Below are 17,748 nucleotides of genomic sequence, written 5' to 3' on the forward strand. Positions count from 1 at the left end.
GTCTCGTTCGGACTTACTTCGCGTCGGCGTAGCAGGTCACGGGCACCGCGTTCATCGGGAAGCGCACCGATGTCTCGCCGAACAGCAGTCGCGTCGCCTCGCGCCCGGCCGCGGCGATCGCCTCGACCACCGCGTCGGCATCGGCGCGCGGGCAGTGCACCAGCACCTCGTCGTGCTGGAAGAACACCAGGTGCGCGTCGGCGGGCAGCCTTCCCCGCAGCACGCCCAGCAACGCCGCCGTCCAGTCCGCCGCGCTGCCCTGCACCACGAAGTTCCGGGTGAACCGACCCCAGTTGCGCGCCGCCTGCCGCGACGAGCTCGACGACTCGCCGGAGTCGTCGGCGCCCCCGGTCAGCTCCTGCCACGCCGCGGACGGCGTCGGCGACGTGCGGCCCAGCCGCGTGCGCACCATCCGGCCCTGCTCGCCGGCCCTGGCGGCGTCCTCCACATAACCGACCGCGACCGGGAACCTCTTGCGCAGCACGGCGAGCAGCGGCCCGGCCTCACCGGACGTGCCGCCGTACATCGCCGACAGCATCGCGATCTTCGCCCGCGGCCGCTCGCCCTTGAACGAGTCCTCCGCCAGCGCCGCGTAGAGGTCGTCGTCGCCGCAGACCTCGGTCAGCCGCGGATCCCCTGACAGGGCAGCGAGAATCCTCGGTTCGAGCTGCGAGGCGTCCGCCGCGACGAGGCACCAGCCGTCGTCGGCGATCACCGCCTGCCGCATCAGCCGCGGGATCTGCAACGCGGCTCCGCCTCGCGACGCCCAGCGCCCGGTGACGACGCCGCCCACGACGTAGTCCGGCCGGAACCTCCCGTCCTCGACCCACGTGTCGAGCCACGACCAGCCGTGCGCCACCCACAGCCGTGCACGCTCTTTGTAGTCCAGCAAAGGTTTCACCGCGGGGTGGTCGACCTTCTTCAACACCCACCGCCGTGCGGACGGCACCTCGATGCCCGCGCGGGCGAACGCGCGGACGATGCTGGCCGGCGCGTCCGGGTTCATCTCCCGGCCGCCGAACGCCTCCTGGATCTCATCCGCCAGGTCCTGCAACAACTTCGGGCGCTGGCCGGGAGCCGGACGCGGCCCGAGGACCTCCTCCAGCAGCCTGTTGTGCACGTCCTCGCGCCACGGCAACCCGTGGTGCGTCATCTCCGCGGCCACCAGCGCCGACGCCGACTCGGCCGCGATCAGCAGTCCCAGCGCCGGATTCCGTTGCTGCGCGCGGAAAACCAGCGACAACGCGGCCAGCGGGTCGGTGCCGGCCGGCAGCACCACCGGATCCGGCCCGAACAACGTCAGCGCGTCGTCCTTCTTGGGCGGCCCGGCGTCGGCCGGCGCGGGCAGCCCGAGCACCCGCGCCAACGCACCCGCGAGCTCCTTCGGCTCGCGGTGCCGGCCCTCCACGCCGAGCAGCAGCGCCTCGGTCAGGTGCAGGTCCCAGCACCGGTCGACGCGCACCCCGGCGGCGAGCAGCACGGGGTAGACCTCGGACGTGTCCGCCCAGACCCAGCGCGGTCTGTGGGCGCGCTCCAGCGACGCGACGGCGGCGGCCGGCGACGAAGCCGTCATCGCGGGACCCGCCGGAGTCCCGTCGTCGTGCAGCTTCTGCCACCGGCCGGCGCCGTCAGCGTCGATGACGAGGGCGACCAGCACGTCCCCGATTGTGCCGGGGAGGTCTGACAATTTCAGTCCAGGGTGAAACCGACGCCCTCGCAGGTAGCTGTTGGACCTTCTCCAAGCCAGTAGACATTGGGGTGAAGGAAAAACGGGAAAAGGCCACGATGGTGTGGTCTTCCTACCCTCGGGCTGACCAGCGACCGACTATGGGACGGTGGACCGAGCACTCAGCGTTGCCGCATTGCTGGATCCCACCCAGCAGGTGGTCCCCTTTCACGGCAGAGAAACCGAGCTGCACACGCTCACGCTCTGGCGCGACAGCCCCGTGCCCCAGGCGTCCCTGCTGCTGCACGCCCCGGCGGGCGCGGGCAAGACCAGGCTGCTCCAGCAGTTCCAGGAGGAGTGCTGGGACGATGCCGCGCACGGCAGGCTGCTGGTGATCGACGACGCCGACCGGCTCCGGTGGCAGGACGTCTTCCTGCTGCTGCAGGACACGCTTCGGCACGGACCGGAGCGCACGCGGGTGCTGCTGGCGGCGAGGACCACGGGCTGGTGGTGGTCTTCCACGCGCCAGCGCATCGCGGACTTCGACCACGAGGTCATGGCCGTCGAACTCGCCGCGAGCCTCGAGGACCGCGAGGAGTCGTTCACGCTCGCCTGCCAGTACTTCGCCAAGGAGCTCGACGTCACGGCCCCGGACGAGCCGCCGCCGAACATCGCCCAGGAGACGGTCCTCGACCTGCACATGGCCGCGCTGACCGCGGTGCACGGCGATCCGTGCGACGTGAACCGCACCCAGCTCGTCCGTCAGCTCCTCAAGCGCGACACCGGCCGCAAGACCGGCCGCATCGCCGAGGACTACCTGGCGGTCGCCACCCCGGACACCCCGGACCCGGACCTGCTGGCGCGCGCCGCCGACAGGTGGCCCGCGCTGAGGCCCCGGCTCGACGAGCTCGTCACCGGGAACCCGAAGATCGTGCGCGACATGGCCCGCGACAGCCTCCGCATCGCCGCGGAGATCGGCTCCACCGCCACCGCGGAGGCCATCGCCCGTGAGGTCTTCCGCGACGAGCGGTTCGCCACCGACGCGATCCCGTCGATCCTCACCCGCCGGCTGCTCGAACGTGCCGACGACGTCCTCGAACGGGCCGAGATGTACGGGATGCTGAGCGCCCGCACGATGCTGTGCGGCCTGCGCCAGGAGTCCGTCGAGGCCTCCGAGGCGGAGGTCGGGTGCTACCGCGAGCTCGTGGCGCGCGACCGGGAGAACCGGCCGCTGCTCGCGGACTCGCTGGGAGACCTGGCGCTCAGGCTGATCAACGCACAGCGCAACGACGAGGTGCTCGCCGTCTCTGAGGAGGCGATCGACCTCTGGCGCGAGATCGCGGAGGACGACCCGGAGACCATCCCGCAGCTCGCGTCCGCGCTGGAGCAGATCAGCTACCGCTACCAGGCGCTCGGCCGCGACGAGGACGCGACGACCGCCATCAGCCGCGCCACCCTGCTCTTCCAGGAACTGGCGAAGACCCACCCGGCGCTCTTCCGCGCCGACTTCGCCAGGGTCGCCGCCGTGATGGCCCGCCGCTTCCAGTTCGAGGGCAACGGGGAGCACGCGGCGGACTCGATGCAGCTCTCCATCGCGAACTGGAGGGTGGTCGCGCAGGAGGACCCGCGCTTCGAGCCCGAGCTGGCCCGCAACCTCGTCGCGGCGGGCGCCATGTTCGTCGACCTGGACAGGGCGGAGGCCGCGAACGAGGCCTTGAAGGAGGCAGTGGACCTGTTCCGCCGCCTCGCCGTCGCCCACCCCGAGACGTTCGGCACCGAACTCGCCGACGCGCTGACGCGGCGCAGCCAGGCGTTGCTGGAGCTGGCCGACGACATCGACGCCGCGCTCACCGCGCGAGAAGCCGTCATGCTCTGGCGTGAGACGGGCGACCGCAAGGGTCTGGCCGCCGCCCTGCTCAACGTCGCCAAGGTCGTCGGTGACGTCGGCGCGGCCGAAGAAGCCGTCGAGGTGTACCGGGAACTGGTCGCCGAGGACCTCGTCCGGAACCAGGCCGACCTCGTGATCGCCCTGGCGACGCTGGTCGACCAGCAGCTCCTGCACGGCCAGGACGGTCAGGCGATGACGACGGCCGACGAGTGCCTCGACCTCTGTCAGCGCCTGCCGTCACAGCTGGTCGAGTTCTTCGGCGCGAAACTGGCGCCACCGCTGCAGAACACGGCTCGCGCACTGTCCGATTCGGACCACCACGTCCGCGCGGTGGGGATGTCCGAGTTCACGGTCGAGGTCTGCCGGGCGTTGCGCCCGAGGACGGCGCCGACCGTCTACCTCTCGTCTCTGCAGAGGCACGTGTGCAGACTCCTTGCCGCGGAACGGAAGGAAGAGGCGCGCCACACCGCGCACATCGCGATCGTGTTGTGGCACATGGCCGGGCTCGACCTCGACGCGCACGCCGACTACGCCGACGCGCTGACGATCTACGGCCGGCTCTGCGCCGAGACGGGGTACGGGACGGAGAAAGCACTCCGGCTCACCCGCCGCGCGGTCGAGATCCTCCGCGGGGCGGGTGAGCCGGTGAAGTTGCAGTTCGCCCTGGAAACGGTCGAGGACCTCAGCTCTTGGTGAGCAGCGACCGCGCGAAGAACGCCACGTTGGCCGGACGCTCCGCGAGACGGCGCATGAAGTAGCCGTACCACTCGTCGCCGTACGGCAGGTACACGCGCATGCGGTTGCCCTCGGCGGCGATGCGGCGCTGCTCCTCGGGCCGGATGCCGTACAGCATCTGGAACTCGTAGGTGTCCTTCGAGCGCGCGGACGCCAGGTCGGCGGCGATGGCGATCAGGCGCGGGTCGTGCGAGGCCACCATCGGGTAGCCCTCGCCCTCCATCAGGATCTTCAGGCACCGCACGTACGACAGGTCGACGTCGTGCTTGTCCTGGTACGCGACGGAAGCAGGCTCCTGGTACGCGCCCTTGCACAGCCGCACGCGCGAACCGGCGTACGCCAGGTCGCGGCAGTCCTGCTCGGTCCGGCGGAGGTAGGCCTGCAGCACCGCGCCGACCCACGGGAAGTCCACCCGCAGCTCACGCAGGATGCCCAGCGTGGAGTCCGTGGTGGTGTGGTCCTCCATGTCCAGCGTCACGGTCGTGCCGACGACGGCGGCCGCCGTGCAGATGCGACGGGCGTTCTCCAGCGCGATCTTCTCGCCGTCGATCGGCAGCGACTGGCCGACGGCGGACAGCTTGACCGACACCTCGGCGCCCTGCGTGAGGCCCTGCGACTCCAGCCTCGACAGCAGCGTCAGGTACGCCTCGACGGTGTCGTTGGCCTGCGACTCCTCGAAGGTGTCCTCACCGAGGTGGTCCAGCGTGACCAGGCGGCCGTCGCCGAGCACCTCGGCGGTCGCGCGGATCGCGGAGGAGACGTCGGCACCGGCGACGAACCGCTCGACGACGGGCCGGGTCAGCGGCGTCGACTCGACGAGCTTGCGGGCACCCGCGCTGCGGGACGCCGCGAGCAGCACACTGCGCATCAAGATCACTTCCTCGGGGTGAGGTTGATGAGGGGTGCTTTCATCAACTTGTGGTTGATGAAAGCTCCCCTCATCAATTTCGGGCTTGGGTGTCAGCCCTGGTGCGGGTGGAGGTGGGAGGTGGGCGCCGCGAAGGTCTCCTTGATGGAGCGCGGGCTGACCCAGCGGAGCAGGTTGTGGACCGACCCCGCCTTGTCGTTCGTGCCGGACGCGCGGCCGCCGCCGAACGGCTGCTGGCCCACGACGGCACCGGTGGGCTTGTCGTTGACGTAGAAGTTGCCGGCGGCGAACCGCAGCTCTTCCTGCGCGTGCGCCACGGCGGCGCGGTCACGGGAGATGATCGAGCCGGTCAGACCGTAGGGCGCCGCGCTCTCCATCTGCTTGAGCACGGTCAGGTAGTCCGCGTCCTCGAACACGTGGACCGCGAGCACCGGGCCGAAGAACTCGGTGGTGAACACGGAGTTCGCAGGGTCGGAACCGACGAGCACGGTCGGCCGGACGAAGAAGCCGTCGCTGTCGTCCGCGGTGCCACCGGCGGCGATCTCCAGCGAGGAGTCCGTGCGAGCGGCCTGCAGCACGCCCGACAGCTTGTCGAACGAACGGCGGTCGATCACCGCGCCACCGAAGTTCGAGAAGTCGGTGACGTCGCCGTAGGTCAGCGCGTCGACCTCGGCCAGGAACTGGTCCTTGATCTTGTTCCACACCGAGCGCGGCACGTAGGCGCGCGACGCGGCGGAGCACTTCTGGCCCTGGTACTCGAAAGCACCGCGGATCATCGCGACGCGCAGCACGTCCGGGTCGGCCGACGGGTGCGCGAGGATGAAGTCCTTGCCGCCGGTCTCGCCGACGATGCGCGGGTACGAGCGGTAGTTCGCGATGTTCGCGCCGACCTGCGCCCACAGCTTCTGGAACGTCGGGGTGGAGCCGGTGAAGTGGATGCCCGCGAGGTCGGGGGAGTTGAGCGCCACCTCGGACACCGCGAGGCCGTCACCGGGCAGCAGGTTGATGACGCCGGGCGGCATGCCCGCCTCTTCCAGCAGCCGCATGGTGAGGTGCGCGGCGAACGACTGGGTGGGCGACGGCTTCCACAGCACCACGTTGCCCATCAGCGCGGGCGCGGTCGGCAGGTTGCCGGCGATGGCGGTGAAGTTGAACGGCGTGATCGCGTAGACGAAGCCCTCGAGCGGACGGTGGTCCGTGCGGTTCCACACACCGGGGGAGGAGATCGGCTGCTCGGCCATCAGGTTGCGGGCGAACTGCACGTTGAAGCGCCAGAAGTCGATCAGCTCGCACGCCGCGTCGATCTCCGCCTGGATCGCGGTCTTCGACTGGCCGAGCATCGTCGCGGCGTTCAGCGTCTGACGCCACGGGCCGGCCAGCAGGTCGGCCGCACGCAGGATGATCGCCGCGCGGTCGTCGAACGACATCGCGCGCCACGCCGGGGCGGCCTCGCGGGCGGCCTGCAGCGCGTCGGTCGTGTCCTGCTGGGTCGCACCGGCCAGCGTGCCGAGGACCGAGCGGTGGTTGTGCGGCTGGACGACGTCGAAGCGCTCGCCGCCACCCATGCGCTGCTCGCCACCGATGGTCAGCGTCAGGTCGAGGGGCTCCTTCTGCAGCTCGACCAGCTTGGCCTGCAGGTCAGCGCGCTCCGGGCTACCGGGGGCGTACTGCAGGACCGGCTCGTTGACCGGGGCGGGAACCTGGGTGACCGCGTCCACTCGCAACTCCTTATGGGCTTGTTCGGTACGCAAACCGTAAGTCCGCGCGACCTGGCCTCGGTTGTGCGAAACGCCAAGATTCACCAGGTCAGATGTACGATCGAACAGTGCTGATTGCCTTCGGGGTATGAGCCTCCGCCAGATCCTCATCGCGCTCGGCGATCCGCTCGTCGAACTCCAGGTCGCCCCGCGCGGCCTGGAGGTGGACGTGCGCGATGTGGTGATCATGGATCCGGACGACCCGCCGGACGTCGCCCAGGGTGACCTGGCCCTGCTCATCGGGGCACGGGGCCGGGCGGCACTGCCGCTGGTCAGAGCCGCCGGACGAGCCAAAGCCGCCGCCGTCGCGGTCAAGGAGTCGTCCTCAGCCCTTGTGCAGGCCGCCACGGACGCGGGCGTGGCGTTGCTGGAAGTCCGGCCCGAGGTCCGCTGGGGCCACCTGGAGTCCCTGGCCAAGAGCGTTCTCACGACCACGACCGACGACGGCGAGGTCCTCGGCGACCTGTTCGCGCTAGCGCAAACGATTGCCACGCTGACCGGCGGCATCGTCAGCATCGAGGACACCGCGAGCCGCGTGCTCGCCTACTCCCGCTCGTCCGACGAGGTCGACGAGCTGCGCCGGCTGTCGATCCTCGGCCGCCAGGGCCCCGAGCCGTACCTGAAGATGCTGCGCGAGTGGGGCGTCTACAACCTGCTGCGTTCAGGCGAGGAGGTCGTCCGCATCGACGAACGCCCTGAGCTGGGCATCCGCCGGCGCATCGCGGTGGGCATCCACGCTGGCCAGCAGCCGCTGGGCACGATCTGGGTGCAGGAGGGCGACCAGCCGCTGACCGAGCAGGCCGAACGGGCCCTGCTCGGCGCCGCCCGCGTCACCGCACCGCACCTCATCCAGCAGCGCAACCAGCCCACGTCGCGGTTCCGCGAGAACCTCCTCGCCGCCCTGCTCACCGGCCGGATGGACGCCGCCACGGTCGCCGGTCAGATCGGCGCAGACCCGAAGAAACCCGCCGCCGTCGTGGTGTTCGCGGTGCGCAGCGCCGAGGGCGACCGCAGCGAACACGAACTGCGCCGTGCCGAGATGACCGGCCTGATCTCCGTGCACGCGGCGGCGTACCGGCGCAGCGCGCTGGTCAGCGAGTCCGGCGGCCGCACCTACGTCCTGCTGCCGGACCTCGCCCCGAACGCCCAACTCCTGAGCCTCACGCGAGAAATCGTCACCACCGCACGCCGCCACCTGCACACGGCGGTCCAGGCGGCGGTCGGCTCGACGGTGTCCACACTGGACGACGCGCAGATCTCCCGCCAGGAGGCCGAACGCGTGCTGGACGCGATGGCCCGCGACCTCGACGCCGAGGTCTCGACGCTCGCCGACGTCCGCTCGCAGGTCCTGGTCAGCGAAATCCTGGCTCTGCTCCAGGACAACCCACGCATCAGGGACCCGAGGATCGACGCGCTCGACTCCGAGCTCGCGAAGTCGTTGCTGGCCTACCTCGACGCGCTGGGGGACGTGCGCGCCGCGGCGGACCGGCTGCACGTGCACCCGAACACGCTCAGGTACCGGCTCAAGCGGATCGACCTGGACTTGGACGACCCGCTCGTCCGGCTCGTCGCCCAGCTTCAGCTCAGGATGCGGTAGAGCAGCGCCCGTTCCGCGATCGTCCACGTCGTCGTGGTGAGCAGGTACAGCCCGGCGGCCAGCGGCAGGTACGCGGCCACCAGGATCGTCCCGAACGGCAGCACCTTGACCAGCCCGGTCATGAACCCCGGCGCGGGCGTGGCGGTCATCCGCGACTGCTGCCACTTCACGGTCACATAGGCGACCACGGCCAGCAGCCCGAACAGCACGAAGAACACCCACGCGAAGCCGGACGTGAAGTGCGTGCCGAGCGAGATGCCGAACAAGGTGCCCTCCAGCAACGGGTTCGGCGTCGTGACCACCTGGTAGATGACCATGAAGAACGGGACCGTCGCGAGCATCGGCAGCATGCCCGCGAACATCGACACGCCGTTCTTCTTGTAGACCTTCTGCGACTCCTCCGAGAACCGCATCATGTCCTTGCCGTACTTCTTCTGCAGCTTCTGGATCTCGGGTGCGAGCTTGGCCTTGGCCTTCTCCCCGCGCACGGCCGCGCGGTAGAAGGGGTGCAGCGCGAGCCGCACGACGACCGTGAACAGAACGATGGCGAGCGCGGGCATGCCGAAGCCCGCCAGGGCAGCGCCCAGGTCAGCGAACAAGGGAGGTTTCTCCGTCTTGAGTTGGGGATGTGCGGGACGTGTCAGAACGTCCGGCATCCCGGTGCTCGAGGACGGGACTTGCCTGCGGCGTCAGGGTTTCGCAGCCGCAGTTGTGCTGTTCGCTGGGCCCGTCCGCGGATCGAGAGCGACCGCGCCGGTGCCACCGACAGCGGCACCAGCGCGACGACCACGATCAACGCGAGGGCGAGCGCGGTCACGGCCGCGACGACCTCGGTCGGAGACGAGAACAACGTGAAGGCGTAGAGGGCAGGCAGGAAGACCGCGAGCACCAGCATCGCTCGCTGTCGGGTCTCCGGCCGCCACATGCCTTGCAGGTTACCTGGACTTGACGGGAATGGGGGCGGTCTGCAGGACAACGCCTGCTTCGTCGTAGAGCCTGACGTCCTTCGCCTTGCCCAGGCTCGGCCACCAGGCCAGAACCCGGCCGTTGCCGATGGTCGCGGTCACCTCCAGCCCGTCCTCGGTGCTGATGACCACCTTGCCGACCGCGCGGCTCACCCATCCGGTCAGGACGGTCATGGCGTTGCGACCGCCCACGTCGTGCATTCTCACGGACGGGAGGAAGTCGGCGAACAGCCTGTCGCCGAGCGGGTCCTGGTCCTGGAGCTTTCCCCTTCCGTTCATGTCGACGCCTGCCGGTGTCCGCAGGCACAGCATCTCGGACTGCGGACCGATGTACTGCACCATCGTCATGTCCCCGCGCTGGTCGACGACGGCCACGTCCCGGGGGGCCGGCCAGTCCGGCCCGTTCACCCCCCGTCCGGCGTCGTGCTGGTCGAGCGTCCTCCCGCAGTCCGCCAGCACGGGTGTCAGGTCGCCGGGCGCCCTCGGTTCGGCGGTCCACGCCGCGGAGGCGTCCTGGTTCGTCGGCGTCCACAGCACCAGCGTCACGGCGACGGCGGCCACGAGGGCCGTCGCGGGCACCGTGAAGCGCCACCAGCGGCGGGACGGCTTCGAGCTGATCTCGTTCAGCAGCGCGTGCTTGCGGACCTGGAGCCGCATCGGGTCGAGCTGCGGGATGTCGGGGGTGATGTTCACAGGGCCTCCTCAACCAGGGCGCCACGCACGGTGCGTTGCGCGCGAGCGAGTCGGGACTTCACCGTGCCGACCGGGATGCCGAGCACCTGGGCGATCTGCGCCTGGCTCAGGTCCGACCACGCGGACATCTCCAGCACCTCCCGGTCTGCGGCGGGCAGCTTCTCCAGTTCCGCGATCACCTCCCGAGTTTTGGCCTCCGCGTCCACCCGCCGCGCCACGTCATCGGCGTGGTCGTCGTCGGCGTGCTGCGGCGGAACCTTGCCCAGCGCGGCCTTGTACCGCTTGCGGGCGCGTTGGTGGTTGCGGGTGACGCCCAGTGCGACGGTGTAGAGCCACGGCAGTAAGGAGCCCTCCACGGTCACGGACGTGCGTTTGCGCCAGGTCTCCATGAACACCACGGACACCAGGTCCTCGGCGACCGCCCATGTACCGGTGCGGCGCAGGCAGTAGGCGAACACGGCTTGGGCGTGGCGTTCGAACAGCTGCCCGAACGCCTCGCTCACACCGGCCCGGACCTGCCCCCAGAGTTCTTCGTCGGTCACGGACCCTCCTCTCTGTCCCGCCTATGTCCGCGGCGGGCAGAGCGGTTCACGACTCGACCAGGCCCGGCCGTCCGGGGTGGTCGTAGCGGACGAAGAGGTCGGCCACCGGCTCGTAGTCCTCGAACGCGGGCAGCGTCCACTCCTCGGTGGTCTTGCGCTTGAGCGCGCCGGGGGAGAGCCACAGGTGCACGGTGAGCTCGGCCGGCAGCCACCGGTCGAGCATCAGGGTGCCGTCCACGAGCACGACCCCGTTCTGCGGCACGTCGACGTACTCGGCGCGGCTGGCGCGGTCCGTGGCGGCGTTCCACAGCGACGGCAGCACCTTGCCGTCCATCGCCGGGTCGAGGACCTCGCGCTGCAGGCCGCCGTAGTCGAACCAGTCGTGCCGGTAGGAGTACGAGTCGGTGCGGCCGTGTTCGAGCCGCACCGAGGCCGGGCGCAGGAAGTCCTGAAGGGACACTCGCTGCACCGCGCGGCCCAACGCGCGCAACGGTTCCACGGCGGCGTCCGCGAGCCTTCCGGGTTCGGCGGCGGGTGCGCCGTCGATCAGCACGCGCACCCGCCCGTCGATCTCCGACACCTGGCCGACGATCTCGGCGACGAGCGTGTCGAACGTGAGCGGCCGGACCTTCACCGCCAGTCCGATGAGGGTCGCCAGTCCGCCCAGGCCGTGTCCCACCAGATCTCGCCGGACGCCAGCATCTTCTCGATCTCGAGCCCCTCGGCTCTGATCGCTTCGGCCTCTCCGGCGGAGTACTTGCCCGACGCGACCTGCTCCTCGAACTCGTCGAGGTCGCGCTGCGCCCAGGTGCCGTCCGGTGCCAGGGTGTAGTCCAGCGCGTGGTCGAGGGTCTCGAACCCGTCCTCGACGCGGCGGTAGGGCGCCTGCAGGTTCAGGTAGTAGTTGCCGAACACCCGGTCGTCGCCCTTCCAGAACAGGTCGACGGAGTAGGCGTCCTGCGGGCGGTGCAGCATGAGCTTGCCGTGACCGCGCCAGAAACCGCGTTCGGGCTTGTCCCACGGGTGCGGGTGGTGGTGGTCGGGGTAGGTGAGCCTGGTGCCCGGCTCGACGAACACCGCGAGCAGTCCCGGCTCGTCGACGATCACCCTGGTCGGCATCTCCGACCAGACCTTGCCGTGCAGCACCTCACGCCGCACCACGACCTCACCGGGCGTGAACAACCTCATGGTCAGAACTTACGTGATCACGCTCCGCCGCGTCCTCGGCCAGCATCTTGCGCTTGAGCACGGGCACGGCGTTGGTCACGCGCAGGAACGTCCGCTGGAACGCCGCCGCGACCGGTCCGATCACGGGCTTGTGGACCAGGCTGCCGCCGTTCATCATCTCGCGCGACGCCTCCACGGCCTGGAAGCCGTACTCGACCATCTCCCGCTCGTACTCGCCGATCGCCTGCACGGTGTCCTTGCCCTCGGTGAGCTTGCGGCACAACAGTTCCGCGTCCCGCAGCGCCGTGTTCGCGCCGATGCCGCGGCCGGGCGTCATGAGGTGCACCGAGTCGCCGATCATCGTGACGTTGCTCGGCTGCCACGGCCGCGGCCGCTCGGACGTGCGGACCCTGACCTGGAACACGGTCTCCGGCGTGGCCAGCGCGAAGAGCCTGCGCATGTGCGGGTGGAACTTCGGGGTCAGGTTCAGCACGACCTGCTTGAGCTCGGACTGGCTCATGTCCTTCATGTCCGGGAACTTGTCGTGCGAGGCCGCGTAGCCCCACATGATGTAGTCGTCCTCGACACCCGTGCCGTCGAAGCGCATCACGTGGATGATCACGAACTCGCCGCGCGTCCCGAACAGCAACGTGATGCCGCCGTCGGCAAGGGGCGGCAGCAGCTTGGCGTTCTCGTCGGTCAGCGGCAGCTTGCCCGCGACCGACGTGATGCCGGTGTCCACGACCTTGGCGCCCGGCAGGTACTGCCTGCGCACCCTGGACTGCGCGCCGTCCGCGCCCACCAGCACGTCACCGGTCTCGGACGTGCCGTCGTCGAAGAACGCGGTGACGGTGCCGTCGTCGTTCTGGGTGAAGCGCGTGAACGTCTTGTCGAACCGCACGACGTCGTCGAGGCCGCCGAGCAACGCCGTGCGCATCGCGATCCGGCTGACCGACTTCTCGCTGCGGCTGTCGTCGCGGTCGGTGTCGACGTCGCCGACCAGCAGTTCCCCGTACTTCTCGGTGCGCATGACGATGTGCTTCGGCGGCCGGGCGGTGGTGCGGACGAACTCGGCGAACACGTCCGGGGGTAAGCAGCTGTGCAGCGCTCTGCTCCCGTCCGGGCTGATCCCGACCCGGTAGCCGATCAGCATGCTGCGCGGCGTGCGGTCGCGTTCGAACAGCGCCACGTCCACGCCGGCCTTCTTCAGCCCGTGCGCCAGGCACAAGCCACCGGTCCCCGCTCCGATGATGAGTACGCGCATGACAACCCCCGTCGCTAAGTCTCTTAGCAACGAAGATATTCAGTTGTCGAGAGTCTTGTCAATCGTCCTGACTGAGTCTCCGGAGGCGCGCGGTGGCGAGGGCGAGCCTGACGTCGTCCGGCGGCAGCAGCTTGACCAGCTGTTCCAGCGCCTCGACGTCGTGTTCGCCCGAGTCGGTCTGGGTGAACGTCCACAGCGCGTTCGCGTCGCCGCGTTGCAGGACCGCCTTGCGCACCCCGGTCGCCAGGTCGTCCCGTTCGGCCAGCACGACGGGTGCCTCGGAGCGGCGCAGCAGTGAGCCGCGGTACCTGCTCGCGGCCAGCGGCACGTCGGCTGCCTTGAGCGCGGCGCGCACCGCCAGGAAGTCGGTCTCGACGTCGGCGGTGAGCCGGTACGGCCTGGTAGCGAGGACGTCCGGGCCCAGCTGGGCGCGCAGCCGGTGCAGCTCGGCGCGCACGGTCGTGGGGTTGCCGCGCTCGCCGTAGAGGCGTAACGCGAGCTGGTCGGCCGTCAGCCTGCCCTGCAACGTCAGCGCCGCCAGGATCTCCGCGTGCCGCAACGAGATCGGCACCTCGCGGCCGTCCAGCACGACCTTGGGCTCCGGCAGCAGGAACGACAGCGACAGCACGCTGCGCCGCACGTGCCGCTGCCGGGGAATGCGCAGCAGGTAGCCGTGGGCGAGCGGTTCCAGCACCGCCTCGCGGCCGTCCGGGAGCTCGACCCGATCCGTGGAGACGTCGACGCGAGAGGGCAGCAGCCCGTACGGCTCGACGGCCACGACCCGGCCGGTCGGGCTGAGCAACGCGCCGGGCTCACCGCGCAACGCGATCAGGTGGCGCATGTTGCGCGCACGCAGTTCCTCGTCCTGCGCGTGCATCCTGGCGAGCATCTCCGACTCGGCGAGCCGGGCCGACGCCGAGACCAGCGCCACCATCGAGGGGTGGACGGTCTCGATCGGGCCGCTGAGGTCGACGACCCCGATCGTGGTGCCCGTGTCGGGGTCGCGGATCGGGCTCGCCGCGCAGGTCCAATGGTGGTAGGTCCGCACCAGGTGCTCGGCCGAGTGGACCGTGACGGGCGAGTTCACCGCCAGCGCCGTGCCCATGCCGTTCGTTCCCGCCGCGCCCTCTGACCAGAGCGTTCCCTCCGCCAGGCCGACGTCCTCGGCACTGCCGCGGGTGTCCTTGGAGCCCTCGCACCACAGGATGTGGCCCTGGGCGTCCGCGACGATCATGATGTGCTTCGCCTCTTCCGCGAAGCCCAGCAACGTCTCGCGCAGCAGCGGCAGCGTCGGGTGCAGCGGATGCCGTTCGCGCAGGTCGGAAAGCTCGTCGGCGGCGAACACGGTCGGCGCGGTGTGCAGGTCGGGATCGACGTTGGCGGCGAGTGACCGCTGCCACGACGCAGAAATCACTGAGCGTGGCAAATCAACCGTGTGAGTACCACTCAACACGGCATCTCTGACTCGACTCAGCAACAGCGCGTGTTGCCCGGGTTCGTGGGTCACTGATCCATCCACGGCTTGCAACGAGCATGCAACGTTCTGCTGCCTACTTTCTCATTTTCCCCATCCCAGGTATCCGGTGGGCCGTCTTTGGCAGGGAGTCGAAAATGACGCAGTACGCGGCGCCGGGGCAGCCCGGCAGCGTGGTCGCGTACCGGGCGAGGTACGACCACTTCATCGGCGGCGACTACGTGTCGCCCGTGACCGGCGAGTACGTCGAGAACGTCTCTCCGGTGACCGGTGACGTCTTCACCGAGGTCGCCCGTGGCACCGACGCCGACCGGGCCCGTGCGATGCACGCGGCCAGCGGCGCCGCACGCGCGTGGGGGAACACCACTCCCCGAGAGCGCGCCACCGTGCTGTGCGAGATCGCGGACCGCATCGAGGAGCACGCGACCGAACTCGCCGTCGCCGAGACGTGGGACAACGGCAAGCCGGTCCGCGAGGCCCTGGTCGCCGACCTGCCGATGCTGATCGAGCTGTTCCGCCAGTACGCCGCCGTCGTCCGCGCCGAGGTGGGCGAGGTCGAGCAGCTCGGCCGCGACACCTTCGACTACCGCTCGTTCCAGCCGGTCGGCGTCGTGCACGAGCGCGTCTCGTGGACGTTCCCGCTGATGAACGCCTGCCGCGTGCTCGCGCCCGCACTGGCCGCCGGCAACGCCGTGGTGCTGGAGCCCGCCCTGCAGACCCCGGCGTCGATCCACGTCCTGCTGGGTGTGATCGCCGACCTGCTGCCGCCCGGCGTCGTCAACGTCGTCACCGGCTCCGACGACCACCCCGTCGTCGCCGGCCGCTGCCCGAACATCTTCTTCTCCGACGTCACCTCGCGGCGCGACAGCTTCCTGGACAAGGCGCTGGAGGGCTTCGCGATGTTCGCGGCCAACCAGGGCGAGATCTCCACGGCCCCGTCGCGCGCGTTGATCCAGACCGCCGTCTACGAGGAGTTCCTGCACCTCGCGACGGTCCGCACGGAGGCGTTGCGTGCGGGCGACCCGCTCGACACGGACACGATGATCGGCGCTGTCGTGAGTCTTGCGCAGCGCGATCGAGTTCTTGCGTACGTGGAGCGCGGCAAGGCCGAGGGCGCCCGCCTGGTGACGGGTGGCGAGGCCTCCGGCCACTTCGTGCAGCCCACGATCTTCGAGGGCGACCACCGTTCGGGCGTGTTCTCCGACGACGTGCTCGGTCCCGTCGTGTCGGTGACGAGGTTCGATGACCGCGACGACGCCCTGAAGATCGCCAACGAGTCCGCCGCCCAGTTCGGCGCCGGCATCTGGTGCCGCGACGTCGCACTCGCGCACAACGTCGGCCAGGACCTGCGCGCCGAACGGGTGTGGGTCAACAACTACCACGCGTACCCGGCGAACACCGCCGTGCTCGCCGAGTACCGCCGGGTGAAGCACCTGCTGGTCAGCTACTCGGACCGCGGGCAGGGTTACTTCTAACGCTTCCAGGGCACCTGGGTGCTCGCGTAGAAGTTGACGCCCTGGACCTTCCAGCGCGGTCCCTGTGCGCCCAGTCGCGGGGCGAAGCGGTCCCAGTCGTGGACGGCTGCCGGAGACCAGCCGAGCTCGGCCGCGACCGGCAGCCTCGGGAACGCCATGTACTCGATGTCGGCGGAGGTCCTGATGGTCTCCGTCCACAGAGGAGCCTCGACGCCGCGCACGTTGGCCTCGGTCACGCCGTTCAGGTACGCGCCGGGGTTCCAGCTGTAGGCGTCCCTGACCTCGACCAGGCCCGCCCAGTCCAGGCCGAGCTTGGTGTTCTTGTCGTACTTCATGTCGAGGTAGATGCGGTTCGCCGGCGACATCAGGACCTTGTTGCCGCGCTGTGCCGCCGCGGCCACGTTGGCGTCGGTCGTGGTGGTGCCCCAGAACTGCGGGATCACCGTCGTGTCCTTGGTGGTCTTGATGAACTCGTGCCAGCCGACGGTGGTCTTGCCGTACTTCTCCACGATGGGCAGGACTCGGTTCATGAACGTCACGTAGTCGGCGTCAGGGGTGCTGAGGGCCTCGTCGCCGCCGATGTGGAAGTACAGGCCCGGGGTGATCGCGGAGACCTCCCGGATCACGTCTTCCACGAACTTGTAAGTGATGTCGTTGTTGATGCAGAGGGAGCTGAAGCCGACCTCTGTGCCGGTGTAGAGCGGGCGCTTCTTGCCGTCGCAGTTCAGCTCGGCGTAGCTCGCCTGGGCGGCGTTGGTGTGGCCCGGCATGTCGAACTCCGGGATGACCGTGATGCCCCTGCTCGCCGCGTGGGCGACGATGTCCCTGTACTGGTCCTGCGTGTAGAAGAGCTTGCCCGTCCGGCCGCCCACCTCCGTGCTGCCGCCGATCCTGGTCAGCTCTGGCCAGCTCTTGATCTCCAGTCGCCAGCCCTGGTCGTCGCTCAGGTGGAGGTGGAAGTAGTTGATCTTGAAGGCGGCGATCTGGTCCACGTAGCGCTTCACCTGGTCCGGGGTGAAGAAGTGGCGGGAGACGTCGAGCATCGCGCCTCGGTGGTGGTACCGGGGGTGGTCCAGGATGCTTGCCCCCGGCACCGTCCACGGGCCTGGCTGCCTGGTCTTGGCCTCGGCCTTGGGCGGGAGCAGCTGGCGCAGGGTCGCGATGCCGTTGAAGTGGCCGGCCGGTGAGCTCGCCCGGATGACCACCTGTTCCGGGGTCACGTCCAGCTGATAACCCTCAGGGCCGGTCTTCGGGTCCGCGCCGCCGGTCAGGACCACGCCGGCGCCGGAGACGCCGTCCGTGATCGGGAGTGCGTAGCCCGTGGACGGGCGGAGGACCTTCGCCAGCAGTTCGGCCGGTTTGCGGGCGTCCCGGGTCGCCAGCTGGATCTTGGAGGCCGCGGTGAGGGTGAAGGTGATGTCCGGGCGGGGCTGCACCTGGACCGGCTGGGGGACCAGCTCTTGCAGTGTGGTCGGGGCTGCCGCTTCTGCCGTGTTGGTCACCAGCACTCCTGATCCGGCGATCACCAGTGCCGCGAGCGCGGCCTGCAGTCGTTTCGCTTTCACGCCATCCTCCACGGGGCATGGGGGGACCTGGCGGCGTTCGGTCACGGTTCCAGTGGCGGGGATTCGGTGTCAAGGTTCAGACCAATTTCGCC

The 17,748-nt window shown here is 69.7% G+C and carries 15 protein-coding genes; 3 read left to right on the forward strand and 12 right to left on the reverse strand.

The annotated features are described in order from the left end of the window. Positions 1-13 precede the first annotated feature (13 nt). The gene (locus LX88_RS18630; protein WP_258949036.1) at positions 14-1,657 is read right to left on the reverse strand and encodes a bifunctional 3'-5' exonuclease/DNA polymerase; all 1,644 of its coding nucleotides are present in this window, start codon (positions 1,655-1,657) and stop codon (positions 14-16) included. Positions 1,658-1,835: 178 nt separating this feature from the next. On the opposite strand from LX88_RS18630, the gene LX88_RS18635 reads away from it, so the two are divergent. Continuing rightward, positions 1,836-4,250 carry a hypothetical protein gene (locus tag LX88_RS18635; RefSeq protein WP_258949037.1) on the forward strand — a complete coding sequence of 805 codons (2,415 nt, stop codon included), beginning with the start codon at positions 1,836-1,838 and terminating at the stop codon, positions 4,248-4,250. Here the strand turns inward: LX88_RS18635 and LX88_RS18640 are convergent. Further along, positions 4,237-5,160, reverse strand: coding sequence for a proline dehydrogenase family protein (locus LX88_RS18640; RefSeq protein ID WP_258949038.1), 924 nt, complete (start codon positions 5,158-5,160; stop codon positions 4,237-4,239). The genes LX88_RS18635 and LX88_RS18640 overlap by 14 nt on opposite strands. Positions 5,161-5,249: 89 nt before the next feature. After that, positions 5,250-6,875, reverse strand: a complete 1,626-nt coding sequence (gene pruA, locus LX88_RS18645; protein WP_258949039.1) for an L-glutamate gamma-semialdehyde dehydrogenase — start codon at positions 6,873-6,875, stop codon at positions 5,250-5,252. Positions 6,876-7,002: 127 nt separating this feature from the next. On the opposite strand from pruA, the gene LX88_RS18650 reads away from it, so the two are divergent. Further along, the gene (locus tag LX88_RS18650; protein WP_258949040.1) at positions 7,003-8,511 is read left to right on the forward strand and encodes a PucR family transcriptional regulator; all 1,509 of its coding nucleotides are present in this window, start codon (positions 7,003-7,005) and stop codon (positions 8,509-8,511) included. Here the strand turns inward: LX88_RS18650 and LX88_RS18655 are convergent. The 8 genes from LX88_RS18655 to LX88_RS18690 are packed head-to-tail and all read right to left on the reverse strand — an operon-like array spanning position 8,493 to position 14,661. Continuing rightward, positions 8,493-9,110: a YidC/Oxa1 family membrane protein insertase gene (locus LX88_RS18655; protein ID WP_258949041.1), complete on the reverse strand. Its 618-nt coding sequence runs from the start codon at positions 9,108-9,110 to the stop codon at positions 8,493-8,495. The genes LX88_RS18650 and LX88_RS18655 overlap by 19 nt on opposite strands. A gap of 41 nt (positions 9,111-9,151) precedes the next feature. Beyond that, on the reverse strand, positions 9,152-9,436 hold the full coding sequence (locus tag LX88_RS18660; RefSeq protein WP_258949042.1) for a DUF6412 domain-containing protein: 285 nt from the start codon (positions 9,434-9,436) through the stop codon (positions 9,152-9,154). A gap of 10 nt (positions 9,437-9,446) precedes the next feature. Beyond that, positions 9,447-10,169, reverse strand: a complete 723-nt coding sequence (locus LX88_RS18665) for a hypothetical protein (protein WP_258949043.1) — start codon at positions 10,167-10,169, stop codon at positions 9,447-9,449. Beyond that, positions 10,166-10,711, reverse strand: a complete 546-nt coding sequence (locus LX88_RS18670; protein WP_258949044.1) for an RNA polymerase sigma factor — start codon at positions 10,709-10,711, stop codon at positions 10,166-10,168. Before LX88_RS18670 ends, LX88_RS18665 begins: the two co-directional genes overlap by 4 nt. Positions 10,712-10,757: 46 nt before the next feature. Further along, positions 10,758-11,345 (reverse strand): nucleoside/nucleotide kinase family protein, encoded by a 588-nt coding sequence (locus tag LX88_RS18675; RefSeq protein WP_372511358.1) that lies wholly within the window; start codon positions 11,343-11,345, stop codon positions 10,758-10,760. Beyond that, positions 11,342-11,899, reverse strand: coding sequence for a ribonuclease FAU-1 family protein (locus tag LX88_RS18680; RefSeq protein ID WP_258949046.1), 558 nt, complete (start codon positions 11,897-11,899; stop codon positions 11,342-11,344). Before LX88_RS18680 ends, LX88_RS18675 begins: the two co-directional genes overlap by 4 nt. Continuing rightward, the gene (locus tag LX88_RS18685) at positions 11,877-13,142 is read right to left on the reverse strand and encodes an FAD-dependent oxidoreductase (RefSeq protein ID WP_258949047.1); all 1,266 of its coding nucleotides are present in this window, start codon (positions 13,140-13,142) and stop codon (positions 11,877-11,879) included. Before LX88_RS18685 ends, LX88_RS18680 begins: the two co-directional genes overlap by 23 nt. 58 nt (positions 13,143-13,200) lie before the next feature. Then, positions 13,201-14,661 (reverse strand): GAF domain-containing protein, encoded by a 1,461-nt coding sequence (locus LX88_RS18690; protein WP_504928585.1) that lies wholly within the window; start codon positions 14,659-14,661, stop codon positions 13,201-13,203. A 92-nt stretch (positions 14,662-14,753) separates the two neighbouring features. Here LX88_RS18690 and LX88_RS18695 point away from each other — a divergent pair, with 92 nt between their 5' ends. Further along, the gene (locus LX88_RS18695) at positions 14,754-16,091 is read left to right on the forward strand and encodes an aldehyde dehydrogenase family protein (protein ID WP_258949049.1); all 1,338 of its coding nucleotides are present in this window, start codon (positions 14,754-14,756) and stop codon (positions 16,089-16,091) included. Here LX88_RS18695 and LX88_RS18700 read toward each other — a convergent pair. After that, positions 16,088-17,656, reverse strand: a complete 1,569-nt coding sequence (locus LX88_RS18700) for a beta-N-acetylhexosaminidase (protein WP_372511351.1) — start codon at positions 17,654-17,656, stop codon at positions 16,088-16,090. The two genes, LX88_RS18695 and LX88_RS18700, sit on opposite strands and share 4 nt — an antisense overlap. Between the last annotated feature and the right edge of the window lie 92 nt (positions 17,657-17,748).

The sequence above is a fragment of the Lentzea californiensis genome (genome assembly GCF_024648825.1).
Lineage (GTDB): Bacteria > Actinomycetota > Actinomycetes > Mycobacteriales > Pseudonocardiaceae > Lentzea > Lentzea californiensis.